Raw genomic sequence first — 16,690 nt, 5'->3', positions numbered from 1 at the left:
ACAACTTAAATTACTGGTAATAGAAATTGGTATAGGGGTATTTATGACTAAAAAAATTACTGAAGAAGAGTATCAGAAGATTGTTGATTGCTTTGATGAGTTAAAAGAAAAATACAATATGGGTTTGATGAATCCTAATTTATTGATTCAAATGCAGGATGAACTATTTGGCGAACTTGATTTTATCGACGAATGGAAAGAGATTTTTGCGATTGCTAATCCAACTACTCGTGACTGTGCGCATGACCAATTTGTTGAAAAAGAGAAGAATTACATTTGGAAGTATAAAAAGACTGATGAAGATGGTGATACTTGGTATCTTGAGAAAGATAGTGGGCTAATTGTACCAGGCTTTCATTCAAAAACATTTGATTCGTTCACAGAAAAAGAAGTTATTGAAGCTGGATACAATCCCGACATGTACGACCGGAAAGAGGTTGAGTGATGACTAAAAAATTTACTGAAGAAGAGTATCAGAAGATTGTTGAAATTGCTGACTTATATTTTGAACAACACAAATCCTTGGGTGCACCCGTTAATCTTAAAAATATTTATGATTATATTTATTACAACGAAACTGTAGAAAGAAGAAAAATTAAAGATTTAAATCAAGAGCTTGTTTTAATCGCACTTCCGAAATATCGAGACTGGGCACATGACCAATTTGTTGAAAAAGAGAAGAAGTATTACTGGAGATATAAGAAGACTGATCGATACGGACATGACATTTACCTAGAAACGTATGAAGGATTGATTACCTTATCAGCTTATAAGGACGAAGTTGTCAAATACGATGAAAAGTTTACCGAAAAAGAAGTCATCGAAGCTGGATACAATCCAGACATGTATGAAAAGGAAGAGGTGGAATAAGTGGCAAAAGTAACGTTTGAATCACAACCAAAATTGACGAAGCGAGAAGCTGAACTGCTTGAAATCTTGGAAGAAATCGGACTTGGAAAAGTTGTTAAAAGCGCTTTGTACGATGAATTATCTGATGACGATTTAGTAGAAGTAGATTTTGATGACATTGCCGAAGCGTACGTATTGGGATATGAAGAGGTGGAGTGATGAACAATTTTGGCAACGCATTAGAAATTCAAATGATGTTGGGAAACGCAGCGCTGGAATCATTGAAAACAATTCTTAGCGATAAAGAAATCGAAGGAAAAACAACGCCATTTACGTTACAAGACGGGTCTAAATTTGAGATGACTATTAAACGTTTATGAACGAAATGGACGAGGTGGATTGATGGACTATTTAGATATGGCAAATAAATCAAAAAAACCAGCGCTAAAGCCATTTGATACGCTAACAAAATTTGGCCCATATTCTGAAAATGGTTATGTAATTATCCCCGATAATTTTCCAAATGATTATACAGATGATTTTTACCAGGATATCGATACCGAACCAGTTCATGGACTTAGTATTAGCGGTTATATATCAGAGCTTGATGGGGAACAAATATGGTTAAGATTAGACCAAAAACCATACTTTGATGATAAAGAGCTCTCGGATTATGACTTAAAAGGCATTGAGGCTATGAAACAAAAATCAGTTAAGGTAATCGGATTTGACGATGCTCATATAACCAAAAATGAAATGGGCGCAAAAGAGGGTGCTGAATATTTGGCTGAACAGCTTCAAAAATTAAGCAAGGAAGAGGTTGAGTGATGAGAGAGATTGTGTTAAGAGCGTGGGACAAAAATAAGAAAAAATATATTGATTTTATTGAAATCAATTTCAAACAAAAATATATTCGAACCCGTGATGAAAAAATGTACTGCCCGACAGAGGTGATACTAGAACAATACACAGGACTGTACGACAAGAATGGCCAAGAAATCTATGAGGGCGATGTTGTAAAGTTGCATGTTGTCATCTTGTCGCCTGATGACAAGGTTGGTTATATCGAGTACAGGCCTAAGTTTGGCTACTGCATTAATTTTGGAAAATCTATTGCACGTCAGGAGTATTGGGCAGCTAACGATAAGCACACCATTGAAGTGATTGGCAACATTCACGAGAATCCAGAACTGTTGGAGGGGAAATAATGAAAAATTATATTAAGTGGTTGGGTACAGAAATTAAGTCATTGAACACAGCTGGAGCGGTAATGCTGGCGTTCATGGTTGGCGTGCAGTTGGCACTGTTCTTGGTGGCACCTATTACTTGGCTATCAATTATCACGCTAGTAGCAACGTTGGTTGGGTCAGCATGTACGGTATACATGATGATTGGCAAGCCTATCAATGGCCTTCTTGGACTTATTAGCGCACTTGGTTTCATCTACGTAAATTGGACGGCTGGACACTATGCCAGTGTGCTAGATCAGTTAGTGTTCGTGTCCTTGATTGATATTCCACTGATTGTGACGTGGAAGAATTGGGGACACCGTATCAAGAACGGCGTGAAGCATTTGAGTATCGGGAACTGGATGTCAACAGTGGCGTTGATGTTCATCATCTGGATTCCACTTATCGTTGTTTACACTTGGTTAGGCGACACTAACCCAGCATGGGACTCATTGACGTTGGTAATCGGTGCGTTTGCATCAATGTATGTATTCTTGGGGTATGGTGACAGCTACACATTGTGGTTGATGGCTGACGTTGTCAATATTGCGCTTTGGTTTACTGCTTTGTCTGCTGGATATTCCGCAAGTTCATTGCCAATGTTGTTGACGATGGCGTTCTACTTGATGACAGCGCTGTATGGACGTTTCGTATCGGTTTGGAGTAAGTAGATGGGACAGGCGGAGAAGTTGAAAAATCCAGAACGCTATACCGGTCAATCTGGTATGCAAGTGTTTGATGTCATTAATGAGTTTGGCCTTGATTTTTACGAAGGCAACGCCCTGAAGTATCTCATCAGGTACAAGAAGAAAAACGGACTGGAAGACTTGAAAAAATGCCGTGAGTATTTGGATTACATGATTGCGGGGTATTCTGAATGATTTGGTTAATGGTCGAATAGGAATAGGGGGATGATGTGCGGTACGATCGTGAGCAGACAATCAAAAATGTATCTGATTTCTTTGGCAATCCGCTTGCAGTCAATAAGCCAAGCGAATTTAAAGATTTGATGGATTTAGCACAAATATCAAACGTTGACTCTCTCTATCATTCGCCAGTTATTAGTGATATGCCAATGAGCCATGACGATGGCAATCATGTTGACAAAGCAGTTGTGGAATTAATTGGTAATCAAAGCGCCAAAAAAACAGTTAAATTGATACGAGTGACGTTGAATAATATGGATGACCGGTATGCTCGTGTGATTTATTTACGCCATTTCAAATGTTTGCCTTTGATTGATTTGGCTGAAACGATTGGTTATTCGCCCAGCAACGTCGAAAAGTTGTTGGAAACTGCTTATTACAGATTCGCATTGTGGAGTGAAAGTTTTTTAAAACTTACGTGTACAGTGGGAAACCAGTAGTAAAACAGTGGGGATAGGGTGTTGGTTGAGATGGTATATTGATATTGTGCTTATTTAGGTATAAGTACACATAGATAGGTGGGAAAAAACCTAGACTCCTTTGAAAAAAATAGTTAACCTGTAATAGTTGACGTGAATAATATAAAAAAGTATTTAGTGACTTTTTTATGAAATTAAAGTAAGATTAATACAGCCCTGTTAATAAGGAGGAAATTATGAAGAAATTTACGGGACTGGATGTTAATAAAACTGTGCAACGAATGGCAACTGTATCATCATATTTGTGTTGTTGCTTGTTGATGGGTGGAGCGCTGTTTATGGCAATTAGCGTTACAATGTCATGGGTTAGTGATCTAGTGAGATAGAATATTAGCCAATGATTTCCCATTTTGTTGTGTGATTACAGAGAAGTTATTTTCTGTAATACGTAAAGGTTATTTCCAAAATGGAAATAACCTTTTTTATTGGGAGAAATTCATTATGTATGAAGACAAAGAAATCAGAATACAACGTCATAAGAAACAAGCAACTAAAGTAAATAATCAGTTTGCTACCATTACTGACGATCAACCAGAAAAGCATAATTATCGACACGCTAACATGCGGGCTGGATTTCGAAACGGTGCGATTAATTACCATAAGCATATGAGGTGGTTGGATGATTAAGAAGTGTTACGTAATTGTTGAAGAGTTTGATGAAGATGGCGGATTCGGTGACGCTATCCCAACAGAAACTCCAGTGAAAGTGTTCAACAAAAAAGAAGATGCTGAAAAGTATGTAAATGACAATAACAAGCCTGAAATTTACGATAGTCCTTATGATAATTTGTATTCAGACGGATGTCATTATATTGAATTAGACATTGAGTAATTGATGTCTTTTTTAGTACATAAATTTAAAAAGAAAGGAGGAGCAACAATGACATGACAAAACGGGATGAAGCTAAGCAAGATTACTTAGCTGGTATGAAGTATAAGGAGATTGCAGAGAAGTATGATGTTAGTCTAAGTACAGTTAAGTCTTGGAAGTCTCGTTATTGGGCAGATGAAACCAAGGTTGCAACCTCTAATAAAAAAGTTGCAACCAAGTCGCAAAATGTTGCAACCAAAAAAGAGCTACATCCAGCTATTCAAGAGCTAGAAGATAGTGGTCTTAATGACAAGCAAAAAGCCTTCGTTAGCGAGTATGTCAGGCTTTCCAATGCGACACATGCTTATATTAATGCTTACGGTGTAACTTATGAAACAGCTGGGACTGCTGGTCAGAGATTGTTGCAAAATGTTGCAATTCAAAAAGAAATTAAACGTCTACGCCAGGCTCGATTAGCAGAGCTCGGCATAGGCGTTTTTGAGTTGATTGATGACATGGCTAAAGAGGCCAGGGCAGACATTCGTGACTTTGCTGATTGGGGTTCTGATGACTTTAAAGCAGTTGACGAAGAGAGCAATAAGCAATATACACGCCATAAGTCATGGGTTGCACTGAAAGATAGTGACTCGGTTGATAGTTGGGCGGTCAAAAAAGTTACAGTCGGCAAAGATGGTCCAATCGTTGAGTTGCATGACCGCAATAAAGCACGTAGGGAGTTGCTTGAATACCTTAATGGAAAGGGTGTCTTTGATAGTGGCACTAACAATGGCGAGATGATTATCAATATGGATTCATTCGAGGAGATAAAGCATGACGAAGATTGATTTAAACTTTCATAAATCAGTTGACCGGTCATATTATCAATTATTTTCCAGTCATGATCCATTTGTTGCCATTAAGGGCGCTCGTGGTTCTGGTAAATCGTGGGCGCAGTCCTATAACGTTATTTACGAGATGTTGCGATTACCTTATGTGAATTGGTTAGTTATCAGGCAGTATCAGAATACGAATAAGGAATCGACATATAACACGCTGAAAAAGGTCATCAATCTACTAGGGTTGAGTGACCTTTTTAAATTCACTGTTAGTCCGCTTGAAATTACCATGAAATCAACAGGCCAGAAGATTTACTTTCGAGGCATGGATGACCCGTTGAAAATCACGTCTATTAGTGCCGAGAACGGATATTTGTGCCGAGCGTGGTGGGAAGAAGCATATGAGCTTAAAAGTCGTGAAGACTTCCAAACAGTCGTTGAATCACTTCGTGGCCAGTTGCCTGATGGGGGATATTATCAGCATGTTCTCACTTTTAACCCTTGGTCAGAACGCCACTGGTTGAAAGAAGAGTTCTTTGATGAGGAGACCAAGCGAAATGGCGTGTTGAATTTTACGACCACTTATAAGAACAACAGCCACTTGGACCAACAATTCATTGACAACATGATGGAGTTGAAGAAGCGCAACCCTAATCGTGCCAGAGTCGCTGTTGATGGCGAATGGGGCATTGCTGAAGGCCTTGTCTTTGAAGGTCTATTTAATCTCGAAGACTTCGATGTCAGCAAGATTCAAGGCCGTCATATCATGGGACTTGATTTTGGTTTCACACATGACCCTACTGCATTCGTTAAAGCAGTAGTAAAAGACCATGATATATACGTCTATGATGGATTTTACGAGACGGGGATGTTAAGTGCACCTATGGCTCGTAAATTAGCACGTAATGGCGCATTAAGAGGCAAGGTGTATGGCGATAGTGCAGAACCAAGAACGATTGGAGAACTTCACGCACAGGGTCTTAAAACGATTGTTCCTGTTGGTAAAGGAAAAGATTCCGTTGTTCAGCGCATGGAGTTTATGAAGAACTTTAAGTACCACATTCACCCAAGCGCTAGTTACTTAGTTGATGAAATGAGCACCTTCGCTTATCAGAAAGACAAGTTCGGTAAGTTTTTGAACAAACCAGAAGACGGTGACGACCACGCTATCCAAGCATTAGGGTATGCGCTAGAACCAATCATCTTCACCAACAGCAAGGGAAAATACATGAATTACCAAGAACGAGTACAAGCAGTCAATGATTTAGGACTGCGATAGGAGTAATATATGGCAATTTTGGAAACAAATGATAGCTATCAAACAAAGGCAGAACGTTACTTGCACCATGCTTTAATGCAGTATCAAGAAGACCTTGATAACTTAACACCAAAGCGTGTGGGCGAGTTCATCATGCACCATTACAACAAGCAACGCCCACGTCTAATTAATCTTGATAGCTATTACAAGGGTATTAATACCAATATTAACAGTGAAGTGAGTCGCCGTATTGATGAATATGGGGCTGATGTGCGATTAGGGCACCCTTTTGCTCAAGAAATTGTCGACTTTCATACCGCCTTTTCGGTTGGGAACCCGATTAACATTAGCGTTGATCAAGACCATAATGGGCAAGAAGATGAACACCAGCAGTTAGACAAGATTAATCATGAAAATGGTGTGAATTCACTCTTTTATGACTTGTTTTCTGATATGTCCAAGTATGGGCGAGCTTTTGCTAATGTCTACCGTGATGGGGATGTCGAGAAGATTACTCGACTTAGTCCTGCTAACACGTTCATGATCTATTCAAATGACGTAGACCCAGTGCCAATTATGGCTGTTCGCTATACGGAACAGTCAAAGATTAATGACGACCTAAATTATCAACCGTATATGATTGAGACGTGGACAGATAGCGAATACAATATTAGTAACCCTGTAGCGATTGCTGATGGAACAGTTGTTAATGGGTATGATGTGGCTAAAACGGACCAATTATCCACGCTTCCAGTTGTTGAATTTTGGAATAATACCCAACGACTGGGTGATTTCGATGGTGTTATTAGCTTGATTGATGCTTATGACGCAGCACAGTCTGACACGGCTAACTACATGCAGGATAGCAACGATGCCATGCTTGTTATTAAGGGTGACATTGATGATTTGCTCGATGGTGCTGATTTGTTTGGCAATCCAGATGATGAAGAATACTTAGAAAAGTTGGCTGAACAAAAAAAGAAGCTAATGGCAAGTATTAAAGAAGCTCGTACTCTCTTCTTGAAATCTGGTTCTACTGGAACCGGTCAACAAACAACGGTTTCCGCTGATTATATCCATAAGCAATATGACACGGCTGGTGTTGAAGCTTACAAGAGCCGACTGTATAAGAACATTCATTCATTCTCTCGCACGCCTGATGTATCAGATGAAAACTTCGCAAGTAATGCTTCTGGTGTTGCCATGCAGTACAAACAGCTAGGTGTTATTCAATTAGCCAAGACAAAGAGACGTTCATTTTCAAAGGGACTAAGCGAAATTTATGGCATTGTTGAAAAATTAGAAAAGGCAGCCTCTGGACCATGGCAGTTGGACTATCAAAACATCAACTTCATGTTCACTGACAATTTGCCAACTGATGATGTGGCTACTATTCAAGTATTGCAACAATCAGGCGCTAGTTTCCCTAAGGAGTACCTAGACCGTTACGCCCCTGGTATTGACACTAGTGAACTTGAAACCATGCGAGAGCGTGAAAATGAGCCGATGAACGCCATGCAGGATGAAATGAAGCGCTTGCAGGATAAAACCTCACAGCTAGGTGATGAAGATGATGATGAGTAATCATGATTTAGGACTACAATTTTCCAACCAGAGAACAAGGGCTGATAATCAATCGGTTAAAGAGCTTAACAAGATGATTGCCAACAATCAGCAAGCCTTCTTAGCTTGGTGGGGCAGCTTTAATGATGAGTACGATGATTTCGACCAGGCAGATTACTCACAATATCCAGATAGTGAGTTGGTTAGTGAGATAGACCATTACGCTATCCAAAATGGTATTAAGACGGTACAGGTTAACAACGTTGATCAGTTATTAGAGTATGCGCTGATGGTGTTTACTTCTGTTGTGGCTCTGAAGGCAATTAGTTATGTTGGCAAGTCACTTAAGAATGAGGTCAAAGTAACGGCTGATTTTGGACGAAAAGTATATGACACGGCTGCACAAGAGATTACTCAGAAAATCATTGACCAAGGTATCAAGGGCGTTAAATGGTCTGACCGTATTTGGAGTAATCAAACACGGCTACGGACTGATATGTCTAACATCTTGCGTGAGTCCTTATTAGATAGCCAGAACCCTACGACCTGTACCAAGCAGATTAAAGAACGTTACGGTGTATCACGGTATGAGGCGGAACGTATTCTTCGTACAGAGGGTGCTAGAGTATCCGCTGAACAGCAAGTCAAGTCAATTAAGTCTGCTGGATACAAGAAACTCGAATGGGTGGCAGGCGCTGGTTCGTGTCAGTTATGTATGGAGTTAGACGGCAAGCAGTTCAAAGCAAGCAGCTTTGGCTCGGGTCGTTATGTGATTCCAAAACACCCTAACTGCCGTTGCTCGGTAGTCGCTGTCGACGAGTCAGACACAACAGTATACGACGATTAATAAGCATTCACTTGATTGTGAGTGCTTTTTTAGTACATAAATCGACCTGGGAAGTCGTTAAAAGCACCATAACAACGGAGTAGCGAGTGGAGGTTGTGCCATATGGTGGAAACTGTGCAAGCTACTGTGCATTTATTTTAGGAGGACGACATGTCGCAAGAAGTTGATACGCAAGTTGACCAAGAAACCGAAGTACAAGGTGGAGAAGGTCAACAAGAAACACAAACTCTGTCGCAAGAGGAGGCTAACAAATTAGCTGAACAAGAGGCAGAACGTCGAGTGGCGAAAGCTCGTGCTAAGTGGGAAGAATCCATGAAGGACAAGTTGGAAGAAGCGAAATCAGAAGGCGAGAAATTAGCCAAGATGAGCTCACAAGAGAAGGCAGACCAAGCAGCTAAGAAACAGGAAGAAGAAATGAAGGCCCGTGAAGAAGCATTGAATAAGCGAGAACTTACTGCCAGTGTACGTGATGAATTGGCTGATAAAAACTTGCCGAGTGATTTAGCTGAAACCCTTGTTTCGATTGGAGATGCTGAACAAATCAGCAAGGCCATCACGATCCTTGATGGGTTGATTGCTGAGCGAGTTAATCAAGAGGTTAACCAGAAGTTGCAAGGCACTGGCAAGCCAAAGGGTGGTGCTTCAACACTAACTGATGAAGATGATCCATTTAGTAAGATCATGAAGAAATACAACAAATAATAGGAGGCCTTTAAATGGCAGAACAAATTTTTGAAAAGCAATTTGCGGGAATTACACAATCAGTATTCCGCTCACAGTCAGTATTCCAACCAGCATTTGGTGAAATGCAAGTAATTGACGGTGTTTCAAACAATGCTAAGATGTTCGCATTGAAGACATCAGATATGCCAGTAGTTATTGGACAGTACAGCACAGATCCTAATGTTGCATTTGGTACTGGAACTGGTAATTCTACTCGTTTCGGTCAAATGCAAGAAGTTACTTATAAGGATGAAGAAGTTCCTTATGATGGAACATGGACAATGCACGAAGGTTTGGATGATTTCACTTTGAACGCTGATTTCCAGTCAGCATTAGCAGACCGGTTGGATGCACAGGCACAAGCTAAGGTCCGCCAATTTAACAAGTTGTTTGGCCAAAAGTTGTTGGATTCTTCATCCGAAGACTTGGGTTCTGTATCTGATGTTGTTAAGACATTTGGGAAGGCGGCTGCTAAGTATACTAATTTGGAAGTGACAGCACCAATTCGTGCCTATGTTGATCCAGAAACGTACAACGCTATTGTTGATAGCACATTGACGACAACTGCTAAGGGATCAGCAGTTAACATTGATGAAAATGGTGCGATGAAGTTGAAGGGCATTACTATTACTCAAGTACCTGAACAATACATGGGTGGTGCTAATATTATTTTCTTGCCTGATGGTATTGGCAAGGCATTCTTGGGAATTAATGTTGTTCGTGCGTTGGATGCTTCCGGTTTCAAGGGAGTTGAATTGCAAGGAGCTGGAAAGTATGGTGCCTGGGTTTCTGATGTCAACAAGAAGGCCATCTTGACGGCTGGATACACGAAGCCATCATCTACTGCAACTGGAAAGTAATTAGCTGAAAGGGGGCTAATATGAGTGATTATTCGAAGCTCTTAGACCCTAAGAGCACAGTTGATGAAAAGCTTGATATTATCGAAAAAAACGTGAAGGGTCGTTTGTCTGTTTTACTTGGACTACCAAACGATACCAATATTCCACCAAAGTTCAGCTACATTGTAGATGAAGTTGTGGCAGCTCGTTTTTCTCGGATTGGTAATGAGGGGATGAAATCGGCTGGTCAAGACGGATTAACGCTAGTTTTCCAGGACGATGACTTTACTAAATTTAAGGATGAGATTGACGAATACAGAACTGGGAACGTTGCTGGACGGCAGAGAGGTCGGGTGATGTTTCTATGAATGCAGCTACAAAGGTTTCGCTGTATGTCAAAAGCAAAGGGACACAAGACCCCCGAAATCCTCATAAAAAGAGCGACGACGAGTTAGTATCCGAAGTGACGGTTAATGTAACCAATTTAAGTGCTGCTAAGTCATATCGTGAGTATGGCGTTGTTTCATACGGAGAAAAGGTCATTCGCTCTGTGGGCACGCTGCCATACTTTGATTATTGCCTGATTGATGGCAAGAAGTACGAGGTTCAGGAACGACAGACAGTTGGTATTCGCTCATCTATTCGTTTAAAGGAGGGATAAATGGCATCTGAAATGAAAGTAGTAGGTGCTGACAAGTTTATCTCTGGTCAGCATAAGTTGATGGCTGCACTACCAAAACAAGTAGAAAGTTTGATTCGTTCAACGGCTGCTAGTACACAGCAACAAGCACAACGGCTTGAACCCGTTAAGACTGGATTTTTGAGACGGCAGACGAAAGTTACTATTACCAAGAATGTATGGCATATACGTGGAATTGTTTCTGCTGATGTGTATAACGGTAATTTTAACTACGGATACGCTCAAGAAAACGGGACCAAGTATATCAAGCCGAAGTTGTTCATGTATCAAGCGTTCGAGGCACATAAGAATGTGTTTATTGGTAATTTAAAGGCGGTGCTACATGTTTAGAGCAAAGCCAGATTATGCGATTTACAAAGATATTGGCGGTTATCTGTACGACGAGTACGGAGACCGCTTTTTTAATACAGTCCCAGAGCTAAATGATGAGAATTTTGACACGCCACTAATTTGCATTGGGGATTACTCAATGTCGCAAGACGTTCCAACTAAAGACGTTTTGCGTTCCCGCCCATCTATCACGATTCATTTGTTTGTATCTGCTGATATTGGCGATGGTAGGGACCAATTGGAAGAAGTGATGTCTGATACTTATGACCACGCTCTTGGAATTAACACAGTAGGAGATTATCAAGTTGCTTTAGATACTAGGTATACCGTTAATTCGGTAACGCTGGAACAAGAAGACAATTTGAGATTACTACACGGAACACTCGATTTAACATATCGAGTCAATTAAGGAGGAAAAATGGCAGACTTGAAAACACTGTCTGGTGGTAAGGCGCTGGTTTTTACTCGTGTTGAAGAAGACCAAGCAAATGCTAGTGGAGTGATGGTTGCTTATCAAACAACTTACTCATATAAGCGGTCTAAGGATTCAAAGACGGAAGACACGAAAACTGGAAAAGTATTGAAGGGCGGAGCTGTCGAAGCTACGTTCTCATTGGAATTGTTAGCATCTAAGCAAGAAATTGTAACGAAGCTTGACAATGCCTTTAACGACGGCAAGAACGTACAATTCTGGATTGTCTACACAGATACCCCAGGAACAAAGACTGGAACATATGTTGCTCGTTCGATGACGGCTGTAATGACTTCGGTTGAAGAAACTGGAGACTCTGATAACTCTGTTTCATTGAAGATTGAAGCTTCTGTTGAAGGCGGATACGCAGCTTCTGGCGAAGTGGTCTTGAACCTAGACGATGACAAGGACAAGGGAGTCCAATTCATTCAACTTGGTAAGGTAACAGAAAATGAGACGTCAAATAGTTCATCGGCACCAACGCCAACAAAGTAAGTGAATATAGCGACAACGGCTATACGTTCGAATGGGGTGAGAAGCCCAATAGTAGATAAACACGAAAATAGGAGAATTAATAATGGAATTTACAGTTAACGGTCAAACTCAAACGTTTAGTTTTGGAATGAAATTTATTCGAGAAATGGATAAATTTAAAGAAGTATCTCAATATGGAATGAATTTTGCCATGGGTCTTCAAATGACAATGACTCAGTTTTTGGGGATGGGTTCGCTGACCGCTTTATCTGATATTTTGAAGGCTGCTAATCATGCGGCAGGTGGAAGCCTAACAACATCAGATCTCGATGAATTTTTTGAAGATGATGGAACAGATATCGATGCTATCTCTAACGAAGTTAAGAAAGCGCTTGAAGAGGGAAAATTTACGAAAACTATGGTAGCCCAACTCGAAGCAAATCAAGCAGCGGTAACAGCTCGGTTAGCACAACAACAAGATTAAACAGTGCTGAACAGTATCATGAAATATTAGTTAATGGGCTTCGTTGGTTCAATGTTTCGAGATTAAGCGAAATTGAACAAATGACACCCGCAGAGTATCAATTACAAGTCGAAGCTTATGAGTTGAAACGAGTAGATAAATCAAGGGATCATTATGAGATCGCCTGGGCAACGATGAAGTCGCAACAAACAACAGCAAGCGGAAATGACTTGAAATATAACACGTTTGAAAAGCTTTATGAAAATGGCGCTAAAAAAATGATGAAAAAGATTAAGTCTCGTTATAACCCAGCCGTTGTTAAAGCTGATATAGGTGATGCTGAAAAAACAGACATGAGCTTACTCGATAAGCTGGAAAGGAGGTTAAATGGCTGAAAATTGGCAAGTAACAGCAATATATGATGCCAACGTTGCTGGGTTAATGGCTGGTGTACAGTCAGCAATCAATACAATGGAACGCTTTGCAGCAAGTGCTAAAAGTTCCATGGATAATATTGAAAGCACTGTAAAGCCAATCGGCAAAACAATGCTAGGAATTGGTGCAGCTACGACTGCGTTAGGCGTTACGTCGCTAAAATCATTTGGAACTTTTCAACAAAGTTTAAACCAAGCAGCAGTTATTGCTGGAGGAACAGCTAAAGATATTGGCGGATTATCTGATATGGCTAATAAAATGGGGGCAGATTTGCCTCTTAGTGCCCAAGCCGCCGCTGATGCTATGGTTGCCATGGCTCGCGACGGAGCATCAATCAGTACGATTAAAGAAGAATTTCCATCTATTGCTCGTGCAGCTACTGCTGCTGGAGAAGATTTGCAGACGACTGCTGGTGTTGTTCAACAGTCAATGAACATTTGGGGTAAAAGCCTTGATGGTTCATCACAGGCAGCCGCTATTTTGACACAGACAGCCAATCTGTCGAACGCCTCTATTGGATCTATGCAGCAAGCATTGGCTACTATTGGTGGTACAGCTTCAAATGCTGGTGTTTCCATGCAAGATACTTCAACTGCAATTGGGTTGCTTACCAATCGTGGATTTAGTGCTGCACAGGCTTCACAAGACTTGAACCACGCCATGCTCATGATGCAAGCTCCAAGCAAGGTCGCTGCTAAGCAAATGAGTGCATTGGGAATTACGTTTACTGATGCGCAAGGAAACATGAAGCAATTCCCACAGATATTGTCCGAAATATCTCAAAAAATGGATGGAATGAGTTCTAGTGATAAAGCAGCGGCTTTGAAAAACATGTTCGGAACATCAGGGATGGGAGCGATTCTGCCGTTGCTGGATTCCATCAATGACAAAACTGGCAATACAACAACGTCATGGACAGCATTTTCTAAAGAGATGCAGACTACCTCTGCTAACGGACAGGTATCAACTGATTTTCTTAACAGCCAGGCCAACGAAATGCAGAAGAATGTTGGTTCTAAAATCGAACAAATTGGTGGAAATTGGGAATCACTTCGAAATAAGTCGATGGCAAGCAAATCAGGCGTGACTGGTTCGTTAATTGATATGACCAATTCCACAATTCAATGGGCTGAACAAAGCAATAATCCGATTGCTAAGGTAACGAGAGGATTTGTTGGATTGTCTCCAGCAATTGGCCCTGCTATCACGGCTGCAGGAGGATTCTTAGTTAACGTTGGTAAGATTGGTTCGGCAATATCTGGAACAGTAAAAGTAATGTCAGGGATGACGAAGACTATTTTTGGACTCATTGCTAAAATGTTTGGTCTTAGTGGGGCTAACACTACGGTTGCCACAACTTCTGCCCCTGCAGCAGCAGGGACAAAAGCAGTTGGTGGCGCTGCTAAAACATCAGCAAAAGATATGATGCAGATGGGATTAGCGGTTCTTGAAATAGGAGATGGTCTAGCTTTAGTAACGGTTGGATTTGCTGCTCTTGTATTATCTATTACTCAATTAGCTAAGACGGGAACATCGGGAATAATCGCCCTCGCTGGAGTGACGATTGCTATTTCTGCACTTGTTGCAGTATTTGCAATATTTGGCCCTGCATTAAGTGCGGCTTTACCTGGAATGATTGGATTAGCTGCTGTAACGTTATCGTTTGGAGCGGCAATTTTGATGGCTGGTGCTGGAATTGGTATTGCGGCAGTAGGAATTAGCCTGTTAGTAAATTCTATTGCTAATTTAATTAACGTTTTGAATACAGCTAATACAGCGAGCCAGAATATAAAATCAATTATGCTTTCTATGGGACAAGGATTTGCATTAATGATTGTTGGTTTTTTGGCAACTATCTCCGCCAATGCTCCGCTCATTGTAGCTGCATTTGTTAATATCATTGTTCAATTCGTTCAAACGTTGGCGACGAATGTGCCTATTCTCATTCAATCATTCGTTAATATGCTGATTAGTATGATTGATGGGATTGCAAAACAGGCACCTAAACTCATTGCTTCATTTGTAAATATGATTGTTAACATTCTAAACGCCTTAACCGCTAATGTTCCTAAGTTTATGGAAGCGGCAGTCAACTTTATCGTTGCGATGGTTGAAGGCATAGCTAATAATTTGTCTAAAATTATTAATGCTGGAATTGACTTAGTATTTGCTTTTATTAAAGGTATTGTTGATTCGATGCCTAAAATTGTTGATAAAGCAATTGATGTTGTTTTGTCATTTGTAAACGGCGTAGGACAGGCGCTTGGCGAAATTCTTGGGTCTGGAGCTCTTTTGCTCGAAACGTTTATTAGCGGAATATTCCAAGGATTTAGCAAGGCCAACAGCAAAGGTAAAGATACTTCAAAAGAAGTTGAAAAAGGTATTAAATCAATTGATCTTATTGATGTTGGAATTAACCTTATTAAGGGACTGGTAAAAGGTATCGCAAATGCCGCCAAGGAAGCTGTTGAAGCAGCAGTTAAAGTCGCTAAGGATATTCTTAAAAGCGTTAAGGGAGCCCTCGGAATCCATTCACCATCTCGTGAGTTTGCTGCTATTGGTCAATTTACAATGATGGGGATGCAAAACGGTATTAACGATAATGCATATCGTGTAACAGAATCAATCAATGACATGGCCCAGAGCGCACTAGATGCAGCTCAACTCGGAACAGTTGATATGAAATTCAAAATGAACCCAATTCTTTCAGAAGACATGAGTAATATTCAGTCTGGCAATATGAGAGTTGACGGTAAAATTGGTCAGACTATGCAGATGCAATCGGACAGTTTAATCAGCAATAAACTTAATGATGTTGTTGAAGCGGTTAAGAATGGTCATGTCATTTCAATGAATAATGACAAGTTGGTTGGTGCGACTGTTAATGACTATAACGGTGCTCTTGGAGACGTCATGACGAACGATCGGAGGAATAGATTATGAGTTCTGAATACATTCAATTCGGGCAATTTAATTCATCAGATTATGGATTCTATTTATTAAATCGGGATGCTCCTACACCAGCCGAAAAGACGGTAACAGAGAACTTAAGCTATGCAAACGGTATTTTAGATTTTTCAACAATAACTGGCGAAAGATTCTACGAGCAACGGACCATTACTTATCAGCTTAGAGCGTATAAATTGAATTATAGTGACCGTAAAACGCTTGAAAATAAAGTAAAGCGCTTGATTATGTCACCGTTTGACCAACGGCTATACGACACGCATGACAAGGGCTATTACTGGGTAGGAAAAGCTAAGAGTGTTAAGGTTGATGACGACTCAACATACAACACACTGACTATTAATGTCGAGTTTGATTTATACCCGTTCGCAATCAAGAACAACAGTAGTATTGATAACTATGATGACTGGGACACCTTTGATTTCGATAATGACTTCATTCAGCCATTCTCGTACCAGATTGACGGAAAGCGTGACCTTGATTTAATGA

The 16,690-nt window shown here is 40.4% G+C and carries 26 protein-coding genes; all 26 read left to right on the top strand.

The features are described from left to right. Positions 1-445 (top strand): hypothetical protein (locus FEFB_RS07295; RefSeq protein ID WP_235271975.1); only part of this gene is annotated, 445 nt, incomplete at its 5' end. After that, on the top strand, positions 445-870 hold the full coding sequence (locus FEFB_RS07290) for a hypothetical protein (protein ID WP_047975588.1): 426 nt from the start codon (positions 445-447) through the stop codon (positions 868-870). The genes FEFB_RS07295 and FEFB_RS07290, both read left to right, overlap by 1 nt. Continuing rightward, positions 871-1,068, top strand: coding sequence for a hypothetical protein (locus FEFB_RS07285; RefSeq protein WP_047975587.1), 198 nt, complete (start codon positions 871-873; stop codon positions 1,066-1,068). It abuts the gene before it with no gap. Then, positions 1,068-1,229: a hypothetical protein gene (locus tag FEFB_RS08815; RefSeq protein ID WP_161795112.1), complete on the top strand. Its 162-nt coding sequence runs from the start codon at positions 1,068-1,070 to the stop codon at positions 1,227-1,229. The genes FEFB_RS07285 and FEFB_RS08815 overlap by 1 nt, the downstream gene beginning before the upstream one ends. 22 nt (positions 1,230-1,251) lie before the next feature. Continuing rightward, the gene (locus tag FEFB_RS07280; RefSeq protein WP_047975586.1) at positions 1,252-1,677 is read left to right on the top strand and encodes a hypothetical protein; all 426 of its coding nucleotides are present in this window, start codon (positions 1,252-1,254) and stop codon (positions 1,675-1,677) included. Beyond that, positions 1,677-2,057 (top strand): YopX family protein, encoded by a 381-nt coding sequence (locus FEFB_RS07275; protein ID WP_047975585.1) that lies wholly within the window; start codon positions 1,677-1,679, stop codon positions 2,055-2,057. The genes FEFB_RS07280 and FEFB_RS07275 overlap by 1 nt, the downstream gene beginning before the upstream one ends. Next, positions 2,057-2,749 (top strand): nicotinamide riboside transporter PnuC, encoded by a 693-nt coding sequence (pnuC, locus tag FEFB_RS07270; protein WP_047975584.1) that lies wholly within the window; start codon positions 2,057-2,059, stop codon positions 2,747-2,749. The genes FEFB_RS07275 and pnuC overlap by 1 nt, the downstream gene beginning before the upstream one ends. Further along, entirely contained in the window at positions 2,750-2,959 is a 210-nt protein-coding gene (locus tag FEFB_RS07265; protein ID WP_047975583.1) for a DUF3310 domain-containing protein, read from the top strand. Between the two features lie 35 nt (positions 2,960-2,994). Further along, positions 2,995-3,444 (top strand): hypothetical protein, encoded by a 450-nt coding sequence (locus FEFB_RS07260; protein WP_047975582.1) that lies wholly within the window; start codon positions 2,995-2,997, stop codon positions 3,442-3,444. Between the two features lie 480 nt (positions 3,445-3,924). Beyond that, the gene (locus FEFB_RS07255) at positions 3,925-4,110 is read left to right on the top strand and encodes a hypothetical protein (RefSeq protein ID WP_047975581.1); all 186 of its coding nucleotides are present in this window, start codon (positions 3,925-3,927) and stop codon (positions 4,108-4,110) included. Then, positions 4,103-4,315 carry a hypothetical protein gene (locus FEFB_RS07250; protein WP_047975580.1) on the top strand — a complete coding sequence of 71 codons (213 nt, stop codon included), beginning with the start codon at positions 4,103-4,105 and terminating at the stop codon, positions 4,313-4,315. The genes FEFB_RS07255 and FEFB_RS07250 overlap by 8 nt, the downstream gene beginning before the upstream one ends. Before the next feature lie 53 nt (positions 4,316-4,368). Continuing rightward, positions 4,369-5,139 (top strand): terminase small subunit, encoded by a 771-nt coding sequence (locus FEFB_RS07245; protein WP_047975579.1) that lies wholly within the window; start codon positions 4,369-4,371, stop codon positions 5,137-5,139. Then, positions 5,126-6,409 (top strand): PBSX family phage terminase large subunit, encoded by a 1,284-nt coding sequence (locus FEFB_RS07240; protein WP_047975578.1) that lies wholly within the window; start codon positions 5,126-5,128, stop codon positions 6,407-6,409. The genes FEFB_RS07245 and FEFB_RS07240 overlap by 14 nt, the downstream gene beginning before the upstream one ends. Before the next feature lie 9 nt (positions 6,410-6,418). Continuing rightward, a complete protein-coding gene (locus FEFB_RS07235; RefSeq protein WP_047975577.1) occupies positions 6,419-7,972 on the top strand; it encodes a phage portal protein in 1,554 nt (517 codons plus the stop codon). Continuing rightward, a complete protein-coding gene (locus FEFB_RS08325; protein WP_053068980.1) occupies positions 7,959-8,798 on the top strand; it encodes a phage head morphogenesis protein in 840 nt (279 codons plus the stop codon). Before FEFB_RS07235 ends, FEFB_RS08325 begins: the two co-directional genes overlap by 14 nt. A gap of 150 nt (positions 8,799-8,948) precedes the next feature. Continuing rightward, entirely contained in the window at positions 8,949-9,500 is a 552-nt protein-coding gene (locus tag FEFB_RS07225) for a DUF4355 domain-containing protein (protein WP_047975576.1), read from the top strand. Between the two features lie 14 nt (positions 9,501-9,514). Further along, a complete protein-coding gene (locus FEFB_RS07220) occupies positions 9,515-10,381 on the top strand; it encodes a hypothetical protein (RefSeq protein ID WP_047975575.1) in 867 nt (288 codons plus the stop codon). A gap of 20 nt (positions 10,382-10,401) precedes the next feature. Further along, positions 10,402-10,728, top strand: coding sequence for a phage head-tail connector protein (locus FEFB_RS07215; protein WP_047975574.1), 327 nt, complete (start codon positions 10,402-10,404; stop codon positions 10,726-10,728). Beyond that, positions 10,725-11,021, top strand: a complete 297-nt coding sequence (locus FEFB_RS07210; protein ID WP_047975573.1) for a hypothetical protein — start codon at positions 10,725-10,727, stop codon at positions 11,019-11,021. The genes FEFB_RS07215 and FEFB_RS07210 overlap by 4 nt, the downstream gene beginning before the upstream one ends. Continuing rightward, positions 11,022-11,390 carry an HK97-gp10 family putative phage morphogenesis protein gene (locus FEFB_RS07205; protein ID WP_047975572.1) on the top strand — a complete coding sequence of 123 codons (369 nt, stop codon included), beginning with the start codon at positions 11,022-11,024 and terminating at the stop codon, positions 11,388-11,390. Between the two features lie 139 nt (positions 11,391-11,529). After that, a complete protein-coding gene (locus FEFB_RS08640) occupies positions 11,530-11,799 on the top strand; it encodes a hypothetical protein (protein ID WP_152666251.1) in 270 nt (89 codons plus the stop codon). Between the two features lie 9 nt (positions 11,800-11,808). Next, positions 11,809-12,357 carry a phage major tail protein, TP901-1 family gene (locus FEFB_RS07195; RefSeq protein ID WP_047975570.1) on the top strand — a complete coding sequence of 183 codons (549 nt, stop codon included), beginning with the start codon at positions 11,809-11,811 and terminating at the stop codon, positions 12,355-12,357. Between the two features lie 82 nt (positions 12,358-12,439). Further along, entirely contained in the window at positions 12,440-12,820 is a 381-nt protein-coding gene (locus FEFB_RS07190; protein ID WP_053068979.1) for a tail assembly chaperone, read from the top strand. 80 nt (positions 12,821-12,900) lie between these two features. Next, on the top strand, positions 12,901-13,194 hold the full coding sequence (locus FEFB_RS07185; protein WP_047975569.1) for a hypothetical protein: 294 nt from the start codon (positions 12,901-12,903) through the stop codon (positions 13,192-13,194). Further along, on the top strand, positions 13,187-16,177 hold the full coding sequence (locus FEFB_RS07180; RefSeq protein WP_047975568.1) for a phage tail tape measure protein: 2,991 nt from the start codon (positions 13,187-13,189) through the stop codon (positions 16,175-16,177). The genes FEFB_RS07185 and FEFB_RS07180 overlap by 8 nt, the downstream gene beginning before the upstream one ends. Beyond that, a partial coding sequence (locus tag FEFB_RS07175) for a hypothetical protein (RefSeq protein ID WP_047975567.1) occupies positions 16,174-16,690 on the top strand: 517 nt, incomplete at its 3' end. The genes FEFB_RS07180 and FEFB_RS07175, both read left to right, overlap by 4 nt.

It is taken from the genome of Fructobacillus sp. EFB-N1 (assembly GCF_001038455.1).
Lineage (GTDB): Bacteria > Bacillota > Bacilli > Lactobacillales > Lactobacillaceae > Fructobacillus > Fructobacillus cardui.
The sequence above is the reverse complement of the archived record's forward strand: the minus strand, read 5'-3'. Positions and strand labels throughout refer to the sequence as shown.

Excerpts from the sequence above, each read along its gene's own strand:
- FEFB_RS07290 (WP_047975588.1), top strand. The coding sequence starts at position 445 with ATGACTAAAAAATTTACTGAAGAAGAGTATCAGAAGATTGTTGAAATT.
- FEFB_RS08815 (WP_161795112.1), top strand. The coding sequence starts at position 1,068 with ATGAACAATTTTGGCAACGCATTAGAAATTCAAATGATGTTGGGAAAC.
- FEFB_RS07280 (WP_047975586.1), top strand. The coding sequence starts at position 1,252 with ATGGACTATTTAGATATGGCAAATAAATCAAAAAAACCAGCGCTAAAG.
- FEFB_RS07275 (WP_047975585.1), top strand. The coding sequence starts at position 1,677 with ATGAGAGAGATTGTGTTAAGAGCGTGGGACAAAAATAAGAAAAAATAT.
- pnuC (WP_047975584.1), top strand. The coding sequence starts at position 2,057 with ATGAAAAATTATATTAAGTGGTTGGGTACAGAAATTAAGTCATTGAAC.
- FEFB_RS07265 (WP_047975583.1), top strand. The coding sequence starts at position 2,750 with ATGGGACAGGCGGAGAAGTTGAAAAATCCAGAACGCTATACCGGTCAA.
- FEFB_RS07255 (WP_047975581.1), top strand. The coding sequence starts at position 3,925 with ATGTATGAAGACAAAGAAATCAGAATACAACGTCATAAGAAACAAGCA.
- FEFB_RS07250 (WP_047975580.1), top strand. The coding sequence starts at position 4,103 with ATGATTAAGAAGTGTTACGTAATTGTTGAAGAGTTTGATGAAGATGGC.
- FEFB_RS07245 (WP_047975579.1), top strand. The coding sequence starts at position 4,369 with ATGACAAAACGGGATGAAGCTAAGCAAGATTACTTAGCTGGTATGAAG.
- FEFB_RS07240 (WP_047975578.1), top strand. The coding sequence starts at position 5,126 with ATGACGAAGATTGATTTAAACTTTCATAAATCAGTTGACCGGTCATAT.
- FEFB_RS07235 (WP_047975577.1), top strand. The coding sequence starts at position 6,419 with ATGGCAATTTTGGAAACAAATGATAGCTATCAAACAAAGGCAGAACGT.
- FEFB_RS08325 (WP_053068980.1), top strand. The coding sequence starts at position 7,959 with ATGATGATGAGTAATCATGATTTAGGACTACAATTTTCCAACCAGAGA.
- FEFB_RS07225 (WP_047975576.1), top strand. The coding sequence starts at position 8,949 with ATGTCGCAAGAAGTTGATACGCAAGTTGACCAAGAAACCGAAGTACAA.
- FEFB_RS07220 (WP_047975575.1), top strand. The coding sequence starts at position 9,515 with ATGGCAGAACAAATTTTTGAAAAGCAATTTGCGGGAATTACACAATCA.
- FEFB_RS07215 (WP_047975574.1), top strand. The coding sequence starts at position 10,402 with ATGAGTGATTATTCGAAGCTCTTAGACCCTAAGAGCACAGTTGATGAA.
- FEFB_RS07210 (WP_047975573.1), top strand. The coding sequence starts at position 10,725 with ATGAATGCAGCTACAAAGGTTTCGCTGTATGTCAAAAGCAAAGGGACA.
- FEFB_RS07205 (WP_047975572.1), top strand. The coding sequence starts at position 11,022 with ATGGCATCTGAAATGAAAGTAGTAGGTGCTGACAAGTTTATCTCTGGT.
- FEFB_RS08640 (WP_152666251.1), top strand. The coding sequence starts at position 11,530 with ATGTCGCAAGACGTTCCAACTAAAGACGTTTTGCGTTCCCGCCCATCT.
- FEFB_RS07195 (WP_047975570.1), top strand. The coding sequence starts at position 11,809 with ATGGCAGACTTGAAAACACTGTCTGGTGGTAAGGCGCTGGTTTTTACT.
- FEFB_RS07190 (WP_053068979.1), top strand. The coding sequence starts at position 12,440 with ATGGAATTTACAGTTAACGGTCAAACTCAAACGTTTAGTTTTGGAATG.
- FEFB_RS07185 (WP_047975569.1), top strand. The coding sequence starts at position 12,901 with ATGACACCCGCAGAGTATCAATTACAAGTCGAAGCTTATGAGTTGAAA.
- FEFB_RS07180 (WP_047975568.1), top strand. The coding sequence starts at position 13,187 with ATGGCTGAAAATTGGCAAGTAACAGCAATATATGATGCCAACGTTGCT.